Source organism: Pseudomonas sp. S1_G07, assembly GCF_054668565.1.
Window position 1 is genome coordinate 944,766 of record NZ_CP162778.1, and the last position, 16,906, is coordinate 961,671.

The 16,906-nt window shown below is 60.9% G+C and carries 12 protein-coding genes; 6 read left to right on the forward strand and 6 right to left on the reverse strand.

Going from position 1 to position 16,906, the window contains the following annotated elements:
• Positions 1 to 75: 75 nt before the first annotated feature.
• Positions 76 to 1,386: an autotransporter outer membrane beta-barrel domain-containing protein gene (locus AB4O05_RS04425; RefSeq protein WP_460132730.1), complete on the forward strand. Its 1,311-nt coding sequence runs from the start codon at positions 76 to 78 to the stop codon at positions 1,384 to 1,386.
• 81 nt (positions 1,387 to 1,467) lie between these two features.
• On the opposite strand, the gene oadA is transcribed toward AB4O05_RS04425, so the two are convergent.
• Positions 1,468 to 3,276 (reverse strand): sodium-extruding oxaloacetate decarboxylase subunit alpha, encoded by a 1,809-nt coding sequence (gene oadA / locus AB4O05_RS04430; RefSeq protein ID WP_460132729.1) that lies wholly within the window; start codon positions 3,274 to 3,276, stop codon positions 1,468 to 1,470.
• A 102-nt stretch (positions 3,277 to 3,378) separates the two neighbouring features.
• Positions 3,379 to 4,794 (reverse strand): acetyl-CoA carboxylase biotin carboxylase subunit, encoded by a 1,416-nt coding sequence (locus AB4O05_RS04435; protein WP_010565910.1) that lies wholly within the window; start codon positions 4,792 to 4,794, stop codon positions 3,379 to 3,381.
• Positions 4,795 to 4,989: 195 nt separating this feature from the next.
• Here AB4O05_RS04435 and AB4O05_RS04440 point away from each other — a divergent pair, with 195 nt between their 5' ends.
• Positions 4,990 to 5,964: a LysR family transcriptional regulator gene (locus AB4O05_RS04440; RefSeq protein ID WP_460132727.1), complete on the forward strand. Its 975-nt coding sequence runs from the start codon at positions 4,990 to 4,992 to the stop codon at positions 5,962 to 5,964.
• On the opposite strand, the gene AB4O05_RS04445 is transcribed toward AB4O05_RS04440, so the two are convergent.
• The 3 genes from AB4O05_RS04445 to AB4O05_RS04455 all read right to left on the reverse strand — a co-directional run bounded on the left by AB4O05_RS04445 (position 5,894) and on the right by AB4O05_RS04455 (position 10,156).
• Positions 5,894 to 6,091: a PA3496 family putative envelope integrity protein gene (locus AB4O05_RS04445; RefSeq protein WP_460132725.1), complete on the reverse strand. Its 198-nt coding sequence runs from the start codon at positions 6,089 to 6,091 to the stop codon at positions 5,894 to 5,896. The genes AB4O05_RS04440 and AB4O05_RS04445 overlap by 71 nt on opposite strands.
• A 164-nt stretch (positions 6,092 to 6,255) precedes the next feature.
• Entirely contained in the window at positions 6,256 to 7,122 is an 867-nt protein-coding gene (gene hexR, locus AB4O05_RS04450; protein WP_003187110.1) for a transcriptional regulator HexR, read from the reverse strand.
• 160 nt (positions 7,123 to 7,282) lie between these two features.
• Positions 7,283 to 10,156: a putative bifunctional diguanylate cyclase/phosphodiesterase gene (locus tag AB4O05_RS04455; RefSeq protein WP_460132723.1), complete on the reverse strand. Its 2,874-nt coding sequence runs from the start codon at positions 10,154 to 10,156 to the stop codon at positions 7,283 to 7,285.
• A gap of 279 nt (positions 10,157 to 10,435) precedes the next feature.
• Here AB4O05_RS04455 and uvrD point away from each other — a divergent pair, with 279 nt between their 5' ends.
• The 3 genes from uvrD to AB4O05_RS04470 all read left to right on the forward strand — a co-directional run bounded on the left by uvrD (position 10,436) and on the right by AB4O05_RS04470 (position 14,333).
• Entirely contained in the window at positions 10,436 to 12,619 is a 2,184-nt protein-coding gene (gene uvrD, locus AB4O05_RS04460) for a DNA helicase II (protein WP_460132721.1), read from the forward strand.
• Positions 12,620 to 12,921: 302 nt separating this feature from the next.
• Complete coding sequence (locus AB4O05_RS04465) at positions 12,922 to 13,791, forward strand: Tim44 domain-containing protein (protein ID WP_460132719.1); 870 nt, start codon at positions 12,922 to 12,924, stop codon at positions 13,789 to 13,791.
• A gap of 134 nt (positions 13,792 to 13,925) precedes the next feature.
• The gene (locus tag AB4O05_RS04470) at positions 13,926 to 14,333 is read left to right on the forward strand and encodes an SMI1/KNR4 family protein (protein ID WP_460132718.1); all 408 of its coding nucleotides are present in this window, start codon (positions 13,926 to 13,928) and stop codon (positions 14,331 to 14,333) included.
• Between the two features lie 16 nt (positions 14,334 to 14,349).
• On the opposite strand, the gene AB4O05_RS04475 is transcribed toward AB4O05_RS04470, so the two are convergent.
• Positions 14,350 to 16,113: a cation:proton antiporter gene (locus AB4O05_RS04475; RefSeq protein ID WP_460132716.1), complete on the reverse strand. Its 1,764-nt coding sequence runs from the start codon at positions 16,111 to 16,113 to the stop codon at positions 14,350 to 14,352.
• Positions 16,114 to 16,404: 291 nt separating this feature from the next.
• On the opposite strand from AB4O05_RS04475, the gene AB4O05_RS04480 reads away from it, so the two are divergent.
• Positions 16,405 to 16,890, forward strand: coding sequence for an acyl-CoA thioesterase (locus tag AB4O05_RS04480; protein WP_003177014.1), 486 nt, complete (start codon positions 16,405 to 16,407; stop codon positions 16,888 to 16,890).
• Positions 16,891 to 16,906: the final 16 nt, after the last annotated feature.

The following is a 16,906-nucleotide window of genomic DNA, read 5'->3' on the forward strand; positions in this document are numbered from 1 at the left end:
CGTACCTGGCCTGACAGTTATCCCTCCAGCCCCCCGCTAAATTCCACCGCCTCATATATCAAGAGGTGGGTTTAGATGGCGTTTATACAGAAACAACTCGCACTGGCTATCACCCTGACGCTGGGGGCCGCCGGTGCTCAATACGCTCAGGCACGTGGCGACATGGAGCCAGACAGCGAGTGGCTTGACCAGGCCGAGATGAACAGCGAGAAAACGCGTTTCGAGCCGGCCATTCCGGCACCCGGAGACTTCTACTTCGCCGACCATGCCACCAGCCGCAATGGCCTGAGCGTGGCACGCGTATTGGACTCGGCTGTGGATGCACTGCTGGCATCGGGTGAACTGAGCGAGTGGGAACAGTCTCAACTTGAAAATTACGGCCTGTATCTGGGAAGCCTGGAACCGGGCCGCGTGGGTGCGGTGCTTGAACAATTGGCTGGCAGCCAGAACGCCAACCTGGGCACTGCCACCCAAAACAGCCTGAAACAGCTGAACGCCAGCCTGCTGTCGGCGATACGTCAGGTGGATAACGATACCGCCGAGGGCGCTCGTGTGTGGGTGCAGGCCTTGGGCAGTGCCGGCCACCTCGATGCCCGGCACGGCAGCGCCGGCCTGAACCAGCGCGGCCAAGGGCTTTTACTGGGTGCCGACTGGTCAATCGACCACGCCTGGCGCATCGGCGTGGTGGGCGGCAAGTCGGGCAGCGATCTCAACGCCAGGCGCTTCAAGGGCGAGTTGGACAGCTGGCACCTGGGCGCTTATGCGGTACGCCAGGACGGGCCCCTGGCGTTACGCCTGGGCGCGCTGTACAGCCGCCATACCGGGCAAAACACACGCGATGTCGATTTCGACTTCATCAATTACCGCGAACACCTCACAGGCAAGTACAACGCCCAAAGCCAAAACGCATTCGCTGAACTGGGCTATCAGTTCGACAGCGGCGGCTTGCGCATCGAGCCGGTTGCCGGCATCGGGTTTCAGCGTTATCACCGCGAGCGCTTCCAGGAAAAAGGCGGTTACAGCGCGCTGAACGTCGGAGCGCAGACCCAGGAAAATCTCAGCAGCACCTTGGGCGTTCGCTTGACCCACGACTTTACGCTGGGCAACCAAATAACCCTCAAACCGCACCTGAGCACCAGCTGGAAGCATCTGTATGGCGACGTCAGCAGCCGTGTGCGCCAATCCTCTGCCTGGGAAGCCCGCGAGGACTTCAACAGTGAATTCACCATCGGCGGCACCTCCCTGGACCGTAACAGCCTGGCGCTGCGCACTGGCCTGGATGTAGCGCTGTCGGCTGAACACAGCGTGGGCCTGGCCTACACCGCCGACTTCGGTAGCCACAGCCGCAACCAAGGGTTGACGGGGCAGTGGGCAATGGCGTTCTGAGGCAGTGAATGCCTGATCGTCAGGCAAAAAAAGGGGAGCACCCGCTCCCCCGAGGATTAAACAGTGGTGTCGAAGGCTGTATCAGCCTTCGATTTCAATCAGGATTTCGCCAGGGTTGACCCGGTCGCCCTTGGCCACATGAACAACGGTCACCTTGCCGGCAATCGCGGCCTGCACTTCGGTTTCCATCTTCATGGCTTCGGTAATCAGCACGGCCTGGCCGGCTTTGACCACGTCGCCTTCCTTGACCAGCACATCGACAATATTGCCCGGCATCGCGGTGCTGACATGGCCTGGCTCGCTGGCCTGCTTGCGCTTGCTGCTGCCGCCCCCGACGAACTCGTTGAGCGGTTCGAACACCACTTCTTCCGGCATGCCGTCGATGGACAGGTAGAAATGACGCTTGCCTTCGGCCTTCACGCCGACACCGGTAATGTCGACGCGGTAGCTCTCGCCATGCACGTCGATGACAAACTCGGTCGGTACGCCTTCGCCACCGGCACGTGCCACGCCGCCCGCTTCAGGAATCGGCAACAGCACTTCAGGGGCCAGGGTGCCGGCATCGCGCTCTTCAAGGAACTTGCGCCCGATGTCCGGGAACATGGCGTAGGTCAGCACGTCTTCTTCGGACTTGGCCAACGCGCCGATTTCGCCACGCAGCTTGGTCATTTCCGGCTTGAGCAGATCGGCTGGGCGCACGTCGATCACCTCTTCGCTACCGATGGCCTGGCGCCGCAGTTGCTCGTTCACGGTACCCGGCGCCTTGCCGTAGCCGCCTTGCAGGTACAGCTTCACTTCGTTGGTGATGGTCTTGTAGCGCTCGCCGGCCAGCACGTTGAAGAACGCCTGGGTGCCGACAATCTGTGAGGTCGGGGTGACCAGCGGCGGGAAGCCAAGGTCTTCACGCACGCGTGGAATTTCGGCCAGCACTTCACTCATGCGGTTGAGCGCACCCTGCTCTTTGAGCTGGTTGGCCAGGTTGGAAATCATCCCGCCCGGTACCTGGTTGACCTGCACACGGGTGTCGACCGCGGTGAATTCGCTTTCGAACTGGTGGTATTTCTTGCGCACGGCGTAGAAGTACAGGCCGATCTCTTGCAGCAGTTCCAGGTCGAGGCCGGTATCGAATTCGCTGCCTTTGAGGGCGGCAACCATCGATTCGGTGCCCGGGTGGCTGGTGCCCCAGGCGAAGCTGGAGATGGCGGTGTCGATGTGGTCGGCACCGTTTTCGATAGCCTTGAGTTGGCACATCGCAGCCAAGCCGGCGGTGTCGTGGGAGTGGATAAAGATCGGCAGGTTCTGCTCGGCTTTCAGCGCCTTGACCAGTTCGCCGGTGGCGTACGGGGTCAGCAGGCCGGCCATGTCCTTGATCGCAATCGAGTCGCAGCCCATCGATTCCAACTGCTTGGCCTGGGCCACGAACGCTTCGACGGTGTGCACCGGGCTGGTGGTGTAGGCGATGGTGCCCTGGGCATGTTTGCCGGCCGCCTTGACCGCTTCGATGGCTACGCGCAGGTTACGCACGTCGTTCATCGCATCGAAGATACGGAACACATCGATACCATTCACGGCGGCCTTGGCGACGAAGGCTCTGACCACGTCATCGCTGTAATGGCGGTAGCCCAGCAGGTTCTGGCCACGCAACAGCATCTGCAGGCGAGTGTTGGGCAACGCAGCACGCAGCTTGCGCAGACGCTCCCATGGGTCTTCCTTGAGGAAGCGCACGCAGGCGTCGAAGGTCGCGCCGCCCCAGACTTCCAGGGACCAGTAGCCGACTTTGTCGAGCTTGTCGCAGATCGGCAGCATGTCGTCGGTGCGCATGCGGGTAGCGAGCAACGATTGGTGAGCGTCGCGCAGGATGGTGTCGGTTACGAAGATCTTCTTAGTCATATTCGGGACTCCTCATAGCGGCAAGTTTCAAGCTACAAGCGGCAAGAAAAAGCCAATCTGCTTTTACTTGTAGCTTGCCGCTGGCAACTGGCGGCTGCTTATTTATAAGCCCGCGTGGGCGGCGATGGCGGCGGCGATGGCCAGGGCCAGCTCTTCGGGTTTGCGCTTGATCGAGTAGTTGGTCAGCTCAGGGTGGCTTTCCACGAAACTGGTGTTGAACTGACCGCTGCGGAATTCCGGGTTGCGCAGGATTTCCTGGTAGTAGGCGGCGGTGGTCTTCACGCCTTGCAGGCGCATGTCGTCCAGGGCACGCAGACCGCGGTCCATGGCTTCTTCCCAGGTCAACGCCCACACCACCAGCTTCAGGCACATGGAGTCGTAGAACGGCGGAATGGTGTAGCCGGTGTAGATCGCCGTGTCGGTACGCACGCCGGGGCCGCCGGGCGCGTAGTAACGAGTGATCTTGCCGAAGCTGGGGAGGAAGTTGTTCTTCGGGTCTTCGGCGTTGATACGGAACTGCAACGCGAAGCCACGGTGCTGGATATCTTCCTGCTTGACCGACAGCGGCAGGCCGGAGGCGATGCGGATCTGCTCGCGGACGATGTCGATGCCGGTGATTTCCTCGGTGATGGTGTGTTCCACCTGCACCCGGGTGTTCATCTCCATGAAGTACACCTCGCCCTCGGCGAGCAGGAACTCCACGGTGCCGGCGTTCTCGTAGCCCACGGCCTTGGCCGCGCGCACCGACAGGTCGCCGATGTAGGCGCGCTGTTCAGGGGTCAGCTGCGGGCTGGGCGCGATTTCGATCAGCTTCTGGTTGCGGCGCTGGATCGAGCAATCGCGCTCGAACAGGTGCACCACGTTACCAAAGCTGTCACCGAGGATCTGCGCTTCAATGTGCTTGGGATTGACGATGCATTTTTCCAGGAACACTTCCGCCGAACCGAAGGCCTTGGTGGCTTCGGAGATCACGCGGGGGAAGGCTTGTTCGAGTTCTTCGCGGCTGTTGCAACGACGAATACCGCGACCGCCACCACCGGAGGTGGCCTTGAGCATCACCGGGTAACCGATACGGTCGCCTTCGGTCAGGGCTTCGGCGATGTCGGCAACGTTGCCTTCGGTACCTGGGGTCACCGGTACACCGGCCTTGATCATGCTGCGGCGGGCTTCGGTCTTGTCGCCCATGCGCCGGATGACTTCAGCGGCGGGGCCGATGAACTTGATCCCACGCTCGGCGCAAATATCGGCCAATTCGGCGTTTTCCGATAAGAAGCCATAGCCGGGGTGCAGCGCATCGCAGCCGGTTTCCACGGCCAGGTTCACCAGCTTGCGCGGGTTCAGGTAACCGGCCAGGGGCTCGGCACCAATGCTGTGGGCTTCGTCGGCACGCTTGACGTGCAGCGCATGGCGGTCGGCGTCGGAATAGACCGCGACCGAGCGAATGCCCATCTCGGCGCACGCACGCACGATTCGTACGGCAATTTCACCACGGTTGGCGATCAGGATCTTTTTTATCACTTGGAAATTCCCTTGAGCCGATTGCTGCGTTCTTCAACCCGCTGAAGCCGGGTCGGCGCGTGACTAAATGTTTCATGACAGTCGCGAGACACACACTAAGCCCGCAGAGGGATTAACAAAAATCAATAATTATTGGGTCGCTCATAAGCAAAGACTTATAGTTGGCGGACCAGCCGCGGCGAGTGGAGTTCTAAAATGCGTAAGTCATTGATGCGTATGACATTGCGTCAATTGCAGATTTTCAATGAAGTGTGTGATTTGCGCTCCTACAGCCGGGCGGCCGAGGAAATGTCCCTCACGCAACCGGCCGTGAGCCTGCAGATTCGCCAACTGGAGGAGCTGATCGGCCAGCCGCTGTTCGATTATGTCGGCAAAAAACTCTATATGACCGAGGCCGCCGAAGCCCTGCAACGGGCCAGTCGTGACATCTTCGGGCGCCTGGAAAACCTTGATATGCAGCTCTCGGACATGCAGGGTTCGCTGCAGGGCCAGCTGAAGCTCGCGATCGAATCCAGCGCCAAATACTTCGTGCCGCATCTGTTTGCCGCGTTCAAGCGCCAACACCCCGAAGTGCAGTTGCACCTGACAGTGGTCAACCGCGCGCAGGTGATTCGTCGCCTCTCCGACAACCGTGATGACCTGGTGATCATGTCCATGGTGCCTCAGGACATGGGCCTGGAATTCCTGCCGTTTCTCAACAACCCGATCGTCGCCGTGGCCCTGCCCGATCATCCCTTGAGCCTGCAAGGCCCGCTGCGCCTGCAAGACCTGGAGCCCTACCCGCTGCTTATCCGCGAACCGGGCTCCGGCACGCGACTGGCCTGCGAGGAGTACTTCAAGGAGAAACGCGTGCACTTCACCCAGACGGTGGAAGTGGCCTCGGCCGAGGCGCAGCGTGAATGCGTGGTGGCAGGCCTGGGCGTAGCGCTACTGACGCGTCACGCCCTGAACCTGGAGCTGGCCACCGGCGGGCTCAAGGAGCTGCCGGTGGAAGAATTGCCGCTGTACCGCAGTTGGTGCCTGGTGCAGGCCAAGGCCAAGCGCCTGTCACCCGTGGCCCATGCGTTCCTGGGCTTTATCCGCAGCGAGCGGGCGCAGATCAGCGTGCTGGCTGAGCGCTTCGCTGGGCAGCCGAGGGTGCCTGCCAGTGAAGCTCGGGGTAGTCACTGATGCTCTGGAGCAGTTGGCGCTGATCACAGCGATCTTCGATTGCGCGACGGAACGCCATGCGGCGCTGGTCTTCCTGCTGACGACGGGTCTTTACGGCGCTGTTGCAGTCTTCGTAGGGACGGGCCATTTGGAGTCTCCCAATGCGAGTACGGGGAGTACAGGATGGCCCTGGGGGATGACGGTTTGGCGGCGCGGGGGTTACAGGACGATGAATCTTCCTGAATGGGCGCAAAACCCATGTGGCAGTTGGCTTGCCTGCCGCTCCCCAATTTGACCGAGTAAGACCTTGAGTCAGTCGTCGAGGGCTTTGACGGATTTGGGCGACAACCGCAGGCTGCGCAAGCTGCGCTTCACACTCTTGAGGTGGTTGACCAGGCTCGGCCCACGCGCCATGGCCACGCCCATGGCCAGCACGTCGATCACCACCAGGTGGGCGATGCGCGAGGTCAGTGGGGTGTAGATCTCGGTGTCTTCGTGCACATCGATCGCCAGGTTGACCGTGGACAGTTCCGCCAACGGCGTCTGGCTCGGACACAGGGTGATCAGCGATGCGCCGCTTTCACGCACCAGGTTGGCGGTGATCAACAAGTCTTTGGAGCGCCCGGACTGGGAGATGCAGATGGCCACGTCGGTCGGCTTCAAGGTCACCGCCGACATTGCCTGCATGTGCGGGTCGCTGTAGGCCGCCGCCGTCAGCAACAGGCGGAAAAATTTATGCTGGGCATCCGCCGCAACGGCGCCCGAGGCGCCGAAACCATAGAACTCGACACGCTGGGCCTGGGACATGGCGGTCACGGCCTTTTGCAGCGCCACCGGGTCGAGCTTCTCGCGCACTTCCATGAGGGTGTGCAAGGTGGTGTCGAAGATTTTCAGGCTGTAATCGGCAACGGAGTCGTCTTCATGGATCGCAAACTGCCCGAAACTGGCACCGGCGGCCAGGCTCTGGGCCAGTTTGAGTTTCAAGTCCTGGAACCCGGAGCAACCAATGGCACGACAGAAGCGCACGATGGTCGGCTCGCTGATGCCCACGCTATGGGCCAGGTCGGCCATGGAACTGTGCATCACAGCCGCAGGGTCAAGCAGCACGTGATCGGCAACCTTGAGCTCCGATTTGCGTAACAGGTGGCGCGACTGGGCGATATGTTGCAACAGGTTCAAAGGGCAAGACTCTTGTTATTGGCGGGGCCAGGGATGTAGCAAGCTTGTAGTTATACTACAAGAATTAGCCTTTGCCCGTCCGACGCGTCACTAAATCGCCCTGCTGCCCTCAGATTCAGAGGGCGCGCGCTTTGTAGCCACAAGTGCGCGCCTGGCGTCGCTAGGGAAAATCCGCATTTTTGCGTAACACTTCCGCCAACCCCTCGGCCGCCATCGGCCGACTGATCAGGTAACCCTGCACTTCGTCGCAATGTTCCGCCCGCAGGAAATCCAACTGCTGCCGATCTTCCACACCTTCGGCCACAACCTTGAGCGCCAACCCGTGGGCCATGGCAATGATCGCGCGAGTGATAGCGGCGTCTTCGCGGCCCTGGCCAAGACCGCGGATAAAGGTCTGGTCGATCTTCACGTAGTCCACGGGGATGCGTTTGAGGTAACTGAGGGACGAGTAGCCGGTGCCGAAATCATCGATGGCCAGCTTCACCCCCAAATCGCGCAGTTGCTGGAAGGTGGCGATGATGTGTTCGACGCTGTCGAGCAGCTGGCTTTCGGTCAACTCCAGTTCGAGGTATTGCGGGGCCAGCCCGGTTTCTTCGAGCACCTGGCGCACCAGGCTGACCAGCTTGCCCTGGCGCAACTGGTGCACAGAGAGGTTCACCGACACGCGTATCGGCGCTAGCCCCTGGCGCTGCCACTCACAGGCTTGCCAGCACGCCTCGCGCAGCACGAATTCGCCCAGCGGCACAATCAGGCCGGTCTCTTCAGCCAGGCCGATAAAGTCTGCCGGCGGCACCATGCCCCACTGCGGATGCTCCCAGCGAATCAACGCCTCGGCCGCATTGAGTTTGCCACTGACCAGGCACAGTTTCGGCTGGTAGAACACGCTGAGCTGGCGCTCGTCGATGGCCTTGCGCAGGTGGTTTTCCAGCTGCAAGCGCTCCAGGGTGCTGGCTTGCAGGCTGTCGGTGTAGAACTGGAAGTTATTGCCACCCAAATGCTTGGCGTGTTGCATGGCCATGTTCGATTGGCTGACCAGCGCGGAAATTTCCCGTGCATTGTCCGGCAACAGGCTGACGCCCATCGAGGCGCTGACCACCAATTCATGCCCTTCCACGGTGACCGGCACCCGTAGCTTGGCCAACAGCCGCGTGGCCACTCGCGCCAGGCTCGACAGGTTGCCGTAGGCATCGAACAGCACGGCGAATTCATCCCCGGACAGGCGCGCGATGGTGTCGGCTTCCGGCAAGGCATTGATCAAGCGGCGGGCCATCTTTTGCAGCAATTGATCGGCCACTTCATGGCCCAGGCTGTCGTTGAGCAACTTGAAGCGGTCCAGGTTGATATGCAGCAGCGCCAGGCTGCGCCCGCCCTGGCGTACGCGCTGGTGGGCTTCACGCAGCCGTTCGCGAAACAGCGAGCGGTTGGCCAGGCCCGTCAATTCGTCGTAGTGCGTGAGGTAGCGCATGCGCTCCTCGGATTCGCGGCGCGCCGACAGATCGGCGAAAAAGCCCACGATATGGCTGACATTTCCCCGAACATCGCGCACCACATTCAACTGCAGCCACTGCGGGTACAGTTCGCCGTTCTTGCGCGTTTCCACCAACTCGCCCTGCCAGGTGCCGTGGCTGAGCAATGCCTGGCGGATCACCGGGAAGTGGCGCCGGGCATCGCGGCTGCTGGGCAGCTCCACCACATTGCGACCGAGCATGTCGTCGATGTCAAAACCGGTGACGCGGCTGAAGGCCTGGTTGACGGCGATCAACGCATAGTCCGGGTCGAGGATCACGATGCCCTCGCTGGCGGCCTCGAACACCGTCGAGGCCAGCCGTTGCTGTTCTTCCAGGGCCTTGCCGGCGCTGATGTCACGGCGCGTGCCGAGCATCCGAATCACCCGCCCGTTCGGCGCATGCTCCACGGCGCGGCCACGGTCTTCGATCCATACCCAGTGCCCATCGCCATGGCGCACGCGGTATTCCACCAGGTAGTCCTCGGTACGCCCCTTGAGATGCTCCACCAACGCGCGCTTGAGCAACGGCAAGTCGTCAGGGTGCAGGCGTGGCTTGAGGTGGCCGAGCATGGCGGTAACGTATTCGGGCTCCAGGCCGAACAGCTCCTTGAGCTGGGTGTGGTGGACTTCGTCGGTTTGCAGGTTCCAGTCCCACAACCCAAGTTCACTGGCTTGCAGGGCCATGGCCAGGCGCGCTTCACTTTTGTTCAGGGCCAGGCTGGCGGCGTCCAGCTCCTGGCTGCGTTGAGCCACGCGGTCCTGCAGGCCGATTTGCGCTTCGCGCAGTTCCTCCTCGACCTGACGACGCTGCTCGACTTCGCGCATAAGGTCCTGGTTTAACTGCTCGCTGCGCTGCTGCGCCTGTTGCAGGTGTTCGATCAGCGCCTGGTTCTGGAAGCGCCGCAATAGTTCACGCTGGATCAGGCGGTTGACCTGCCATGCCACCAGGTTCAGCGACACCAGCAGGATCAGGCCGAGCACGCCCCAACCTTGCTGCTGCGGGTTGCCATCCCACAACAGATAGACAATGGACGGCACCAGGCACGGCACGGCAAAGGAAAGAAACGCCGGCAGGCTCACGGCGTAGGCCACACTGGCCGACAACGTCGCCGCGCCGATCAGACCGAACACCCAGGCTTGCTGCATGAAGCTGTTCACCGGCGCCAGGGCGATGGCAGCGGTGGCCAGGGTCAGGCCGCTGACAGCCGAACCGAGCATGAACATACGTCGCCAGACCGGGTGGGCCTGACGGCTGGGCATGGCCGAGTCGAAGGCCGCCACCTGGATCACGCGCATGGCCACCAAGGCCAGCAGCCACACCAGCCAGATGCTGTCCAACACATATTGCTTGGGGTTCCACAGCAGCCAGGCGCAGACCAGACCGTTTACCAGCATCAACAGGGTCGGCAGCAACGAGCCTTGATACAACAGCCGTGTGCGCTCGACCGCCATCTCAGTGGCGTAGTGTTTACGGATAACCTGCGCGGGTACCATGGAGGGGCCGAGCAGGTCGATGCTAAGGGTCATAGGTAGTGTTCTTATAATGGTGAGCCCGAAACGTCGACGGAGCATACACAAGCAAGCGCTCGGGCCAAACTGCTCCACGTCATAAAAACGGTTGGGGTATCCATCGCAAACCTTTGGGCCAGACAGCTTGAGCGAGACACTGCGCGGGCTACGGCCGTTGACCGACCGGTCATCACCCCGGGCAGAATGTTGGCGCGACACAAGCCACATTGGCGACTTTCCACCGACCACCCGGCATTGATATTTGCCCCACTCCCCTGCGGGCCATAGAATGCGCCGATGCGCGATGATCTCTCTCTTTTGCTGAACTCCCTCAACGATGCCCAACGCCAGGCCGTAGCGGCCCCCGTTGGCCGTCAGTTGGTCCTGGCCGGTGCTGGCTCCGGTAAAACCCGAGTGCTGGTGCACCGTATCGCCTGGTTGATCCAGGTCGAGAACGCATCCCCGCATTCCATCCTGTCGGTGACCTTCACCAACAAGGCCGCTGCCGAGATGCGTCACCGTATCGAGCAGTTGATGGGCATCAGCCCGGCCGGCATGTGGGTGGGCACCTTCCACGGCCTGGCGCATCGCCTGTTGCGGGCACATTGGCAGGAAGCGGGGTTGAGCCAGACGTTCCAGATCCTCGACAGCGACGACCAGCAACGCCTGGTCAAGCGTGTGATCCGCGAGCTGGGCCTTGATGAACAACGCTGGCCGGCACGCCAGGCCCAGTGGTTTATCAACGGCCAGAAAGACGAAGGCTTGCGCCCGCAACATATCCAGGCCAGCGGCGATCTGTTCCTGGCCACCATGCGCAGCATCTATGAAGCGTACGAAGCGGCCTGCGTGCGCGCCGGCGTCATCGACTTCTCCGAGCTGTTGCTGCGAGCCCTCGATCTGTGGCGCGACAATCCCGGCTTGCTGGCCCACTACCAAAAACGCTTCCGGCATATCCTGGTGGACGAGTTCCAGGACACCAACGCCGTGCAGTACGCCTGGTTGCGCCTGCTGGCCAAGGGCGGCGACAGCCTGATGGTGGTGGGCGATGACGACCAGTCGATCTACGGCTGGCGCGGCGCGAAAATCGAGAACATCTACCAGTACTCCGAAGACTTCCCGGACGCGGTGACCATCCGCCTGGAGCAGAACTATCGCTCCACCGCTGGCATCCTCAAGGCCGCCAACGCCTTGATCGCCAACAACACCGGACGCCTGGGCAAAGAGCTGTGGACTGACGGCGGCGAAGGCGAAGCGATCAACCTGTACGCGGCCTTCAACGAACACGACGAAGCGCGCTACGTGGTGGAAACCATCGAAAGCGCGTTGAAAACCGGCCTTGCGCGCAGCGATATCGCGATTCTGTACCGCTCCAACGCCCAATCGCGGGTGCTGGAAGAGGCTCTGTTGCGCGAGCGCATCCCGTACCGCATCTATGGCGGTCAGCGCTTCTTCGAACGCGCAGAAATCAAGAACGCCATGGCCTACCTGCGTTTGCTGGAAGGCCGTGGCAACGATGCGGCGCTCGAACGGGTAATCAATATCCCGGCGCGTGGCATTGGCGAAAAGACCGTTGAAGCGATTCGCGAGCATGCGCGCCATATGGATGTGTCGATGTGGGAGGCCATGCGCCTGCTTATCGCCAATAAAGGCCTGACCGGCCGTGCTGCAGGCGCCTTGGGTGCATTTGTCGAGTTGATCGAGAATCTCGCCGCCAAGTGCATGGAAATACCCCTGCACTTAATGACCCAGACGGTCATCGAGCAGTCCGGGCTGATTGCCTATCACGAAGCGGAAAAAGGCGAGAAAGGCCAGGCCCGGGTGGAAAACCTTGAGGAACTGGTCAGCGCCGCCCGCGCGTTCGAAAACACCGAGGAAGACGAAGAGCTGACACCGCTCGCCGCGTTCCTTGGCCATGCGTCGCTGGAAGCCGGTGATACCCAGGCCGATGAGCATGAAGACAGCATCCAGCTGATGACCTTGCACAGCGCCAAGGGCCTGGAGTTCCCCTATGTGTTCCTGGTGGGCATGGAAGAAGGCCTGTTCCCCCACAAAATGAGCCTGGAAGAGCCTGGCCGCCTTGAGGAAGAACGCCGCCTGGCTTACGTGGGCATCACCCGGGCGATGCAGAACCTGGTGATGACCTACGCCGAGACCCGACGCCTGTACGGCAGCGAGACCTACAACAAAGTGTCGCGCTTCGTACGTGAAGTGCCGAAAGGCCTGATCCAGGAAGTGCGCCTGTCCAACAGCGTCAGCCGCCCGTTCGGCGGCGGCCAGCAGCAGAACTCCAGCAGCATGTTTGCGGGCTCCGAGATTCCTGAAACGCCATTCAGCCTGGGCCAACAGGTCAAGCATGCGATCTTCGGCGAAGGCGTGATCCTCAACTTCGAAGGCGCCGGCGCCCAGGCACGCGTGCAGGTGAACTTCGCCGAAGGCAGCAAGTGGCTGATGATGGGCTACGCCAAGCTCGAAGCGGTCTGACCCGCTCCCCTCTGTAGGAGCGAGCTTGCTCGCGAAGCGAGCCAACGATAACGCCGGCATCCTGGATGAGCGCGTTGTCCGAGGTTTTTTCGCGAGCAAGCTCGCTCCTACGGGGGGTGATTGCGCATGAAGGTTTCGCGTCCACCCTTGTTTTTGACGCGTGCGGGCCAATATGTGTAATTAGGCCTACAGACCCTTCGGAATCGGTCTTACGCAAAAGCCCGAAACATTATGCCGCTAGCCACTGTCACTACTCCTGTGCAACATGGCGCGCGTGCAATCCACAAATGGGAATTCCCTTTATGAAACGTTTTCTTAGCATCGCCATGGCGTTGTGCATCGGCCTGACGATGAGCCTCGACGCCAACGCCAAACGCTTCGGTGGCGGCAAAAGCTCGGGCGCGGCACCGACTCACCAGACCAGCCAAATGGCACCATCCACCGGTGCGGGCGGTGCTGCGGCTACCGCGGGCGCAGCCGGTGCCGCTGGCGCTGCCGCCAAGGCCGGCGGTGCTTCGCGCTGGTTGGGCCCTCTGGCCGGTATCGCGGCCGGTGGCCTGCTCGCTTCCATGTTCATGGGCGGCGGCTTCCAGGGCATGCAGATCTTCGACATCCTGATCATGGCGGTCATCGCCTTCCTGGTCTTCCGCTTTATCGCCGCCCGTCGTCGCAAGCAGCAGGAGCAAATGGCTCCAGCCGGCGCGCCGATGCAGCGTGAAGCGTTCGAGCAGAAACCTGCCATGGGTTCGATCTTCGGTGGTTCGGCAGCCCCCGCCGCAGCCCGCCCGGTGATCAACGCACCGGCCTGGTTCAACGAAGAGCGTTTCGTCGAAGCGGCCCGCAGCCACTTCCAGTCCCTGCAGCAGCACTGGGACGCCAACGAAATGGACAAGATCTCCGAGTTCGTGACCCCACAACTGCTGGAGTTCCTCAAGCGCGAACGTGCCGACCTGGGCGACGGCTTCCAGTCGACCTACATCGACGACCTGCGCGTCCAGCTGGACGGTGTGGATGATCGCGCCGACAAGACCATCGCCACCCTGACCTTCAGTGGCGTGTCGAAAACCTCGCGTTTCGACCAGGGCGAAGTGTTCAGCGAAAGCTGGAACATGGAACGCGCCCAAGGCGACAACCAGCCTTGGCTGGTCGCCGGTATCCGCCAGAACGGCTGATCCCGCACGCTTGCGCAAGCTGTAACAAAACCCCGGACATGTTCCGGGGTTTTCTATTTCACGGTTGCACTTATAGCGAGCTACTGTATAAAACGCCCCTATTAACCGCGCCATCTAGCAAGAGGATCCCGGCCGTGGAAGAAATTATCGAACAACTGCGTGAAGCCAACGAATCGGTCCCGGTTCCTCTGGAACTGCCTGATGAAGATCAACTGGTGGAGACGGAGGAAGAACTGTTCATCAATATTCCATTCGTCTTCAAGGAGTTTCTGCTGAATGTCAGCGATGTGGTGTACGGCAGCCTTGAGCCGGTGACCGTGACAGACCCGGGTTCACACACTTACCTGCCGGACGTGGCCTCCACAGCTTGGGACTTGGGCGTACCGCGGGAGTTGATCCCGATCTGCCAGGACGGCGACGACTACTACTGCGTTGAGGAAGACGGCACCGTGGTGCTGTGGTGCACCGAGGAAGAAATCGTCACTGAAGAGTCCTGGGAGTCGGTGTGGCACTGGGCGCGGGACGTCTGGCTGGAAAGCTGAGCCCCTCCCCAGCCCTCTAGTGCTCCGGCGTATCCTTGTGGTTATCCAGCGTCTCCAGCAAGGCGACCTGCATCCGCGTATGCACGCGGATGAACCAGCGCCAGAGCACGGCCGCTACCGCCGCCGCCACCACGGCTATCAACACCAGCAACTTATTGGTCGGCAGGATACTGGCGGACAAGGCTGCCAGTAGCACAAAGATCACCAGCAGCGACAAAATCGGGATCAGCTCGGCGATCACTCGTCGCACACGCTGGGTATGCCGTCCGGCCATTTCCGGCTTCACGCTCATCTCGGCCAGCAGCATTGATAGCGCCTTGAGCTTGCGGTATGCCGCAATCAGAAACGGCAGCGACAACAGCAACGCCCCACCCCAGATTAAAGCCTTCTGCCAGCTCGGATCGCTGATCCAACCTTCCAGATAGCCACCTATGCGCACGGCAAAAAAGCTGCCGGCGAAGAAGATCGCTATCACCAATGCCAGGTTCACCCCCACTTGCAGGATGATCTTGCGGATCATCGAGGCCAGCATCGCGCCCTCGCCCTGAGGCTGAATGCTGCGCAGCCATTCGCCGTACATGCCGAATACCCGGCTCATGCGCTTGGGCATCACGGCGGCAATCTTCAACGACAACGGGTCGGCACCGCGAATCAGGTACGGTGTGAGCAACGTGGTAATCGCCGACACCGCGACCGCGACCGGATAGAGGAAATCGCTGGTCACCTGCAAGGTCATGCCCAACGCGGCGATAATGAAGGAAAACTCGCCAATCTGTGACAGCCCCATGCCCACCCGCAGTGAGGTACGCCCATCATTGCCAGCGATAAATGCGCCCAGGCCACAGGACAACATCTTGCCAAGGACCACGGCCATGGTGATCACCGCGATCGGCCAGGCGTATTGCAGCAGGATCTGCGGGTCGATCATCAAGCCAATCGCCACGAAGAAGATTGCGCTGAACATGTCGCGAACCGGTTCGATCAGGCGCTCGATCTTAATCAACTGACGGGACTCGGCCATGATCGCACCGATCAGGAAGGCGCCCAGCACCATGCTGTATTCCAGCTTGACCACAAGCAGGCAGAAGCCGAAACACAAGCCCAACACGGTGATCAACAGCATCTCGTTGCTGTCGAATTTGGCCACATAGGCCAATAAACGTGGCACCAGCAAAATACCGATGACCAGTGCCACGATCATGAATAGCGACAGCTTGCCGACCGTGGAGAAGACCTCACCGGAGCTCACTGTGCCGCTGACGGCGATGCTCGATAGCAAGGCGATGATGCCGATACCGAGAATATCCTCGACGATCAGCACGCCAAAAATCAGTTGGGCAAACCGCTGGTTTTTCATCTTCAGGTCATTGAGCGCCTTGACGATGATAGTGGTCGAGGAAATTGCCAGGATCGCGCCGAGGAACAGCGAATCCATGGTATTCCAGTCGAACCAGCGGCCGATCTCGTAGCCGATCCAGATCATCAGAATGATTTCCAGGAAGGCTGCGATAAACGCCGTGGCGCCCACTTTGAACAGCTTGCGCAGGCTGAACTCCAGGCCCAGGCAAAACATCAGGAAGATCACGCCCAGCTCGGCCAGGGTCTTGATCGTGTCTTCATCGTGGATCAGGCCGAACGGCGGGGTGTGCGGGCCGATGATAAAGCCGGCGACGATATACCCCAGCACCACCGGCTGCTTGAGGCGGTGAAACAGGACAGTGACTACCCCCGCCACCAGCATGATCACCGCCAAGTCCTGGATAAAACTGATGGCGTGCATGGCGAGGGGCTCCTTGAGGGTATTGGCGCTTTTCCCACTTCCGTCCGCGCACATGACAAGGCGCAAAGAGCGGAAGGAAAAGTCTGCCTTAATCGTAAGAAATGCCCTGGGATGGGCTTTTGAAGGTTAACACCGCGACTTCCACCGCGAAGCCGGTGCAATATATGGAAACAGATCGCTGAAAGCGTGACGGCAAGCCACCCGCCGGCGTCCCGTAAGGGATGGCGCCGCAAAGAGTTCAGCACCCGCAGAGGTGCTCCCCAACCAATGCCTACAACCCGTGAGTGTGCTATGGAACCCGGAAACGCCCAGCTGTCGATGACGGTCTTGATGACCCCTGATATGGCCAACTTCTCAGGCAATGTCCACGGCGGCACCCTGCTCAAGTACCTCGACGAAGTGGCCTACGCCTGCGCCAGCCGTTATGCCGGTCGCTATGTAGTGACGTTGTCGGTGGATCAGGTGATTTTTCGCGAGCCAATCCACGTCGGCGAACTGGTGACGTTCCTGGCATCGGTCAACTACACCGGCAATACATCGATGGAAGTGGGCATCAAGGTGGTGACCGAGAACATCCGCGAGCGCTCGGTGCGCCATACCAACAGCTGCTTCTTCACCATGGTAGCGGTCGACGACCAGCGCAAACCGGCCGCCGTGCCCCCGCTGCAACCGCATAACAGCGAAGACAAGCGTCGATTCGTGCAGGCTCAACAACGCCGGCAGATTCGCCAGGAGCTGGAAAAGCGCTACCAGGAAATCAAGGCTGACGCGCTGTAAAACCCAGACCCCACAT

Bases quoted from the DNA above. Each gene is read 5' to 3' on its own strand.
- AB4O05_RS04440 (WP_460132727.1), top strand. From the start codon at position 4,990: ATGCGTAAGTCATTGATGCGTATGACATTGCGTCAATTGCAGATTTTC.
- uvrD (WP_460132721.1), top strand. From the start codon at position 10,436: ATGCGCGATGATCTCTCTCTTTTGCTGAACTCCCTCAACGATGCCCAA.
- oadA (WP_460132729.1), bottom strand. From the start codon at position 3,276: ATGACTAAGAAGATCTTCGTAACCGACACCATCCTGCGCGACGCTCAC.
- AB4O05_RS04455 (WP_460132723.1), bottom strand. From the start codon at position 10,156: ATGACCCTTAGCATCGACCTGCTCGGCCCCTCCATGGTACCCGCGCAG.
- AB4O05_RS04425 (WP_460132730.1), top strand. From the start codon at position 76: ATGGCGTTTATACAGAAACAACTCGCACTGGCTATCACCCTGACGCTG.
- AB4O05_RS04475 (WP_460132716.1), bottom strand. From the start codon at position 16,113: ATGCACGCCATCAGTTTTATCCAGGACTTGGCGGTGATCATGCTGGTG.
- AB4O05_RS04465 (WP_460132719.1), top strand. From the start codon at position 12,922: ATGAAACGTTTTCTTAGCATCGCCATGGCGTTGTGCATCGGCCTGACG.
- AB4O05_RS04480 (WP_003177014.1), top strand. From the start codon at position 16,405: ATGGAACCCGGAAACGCCCAGCTGTCGATGACGGTCTTGATGACCCCT.
- AB4O05_RS04445 (WP_460132725.1), bottom strand. From the start codon at position 6,091: ATGGCCCGTCCCTACGAAGACTGCAACAGCGCCGTAAAGACCCGTCGT.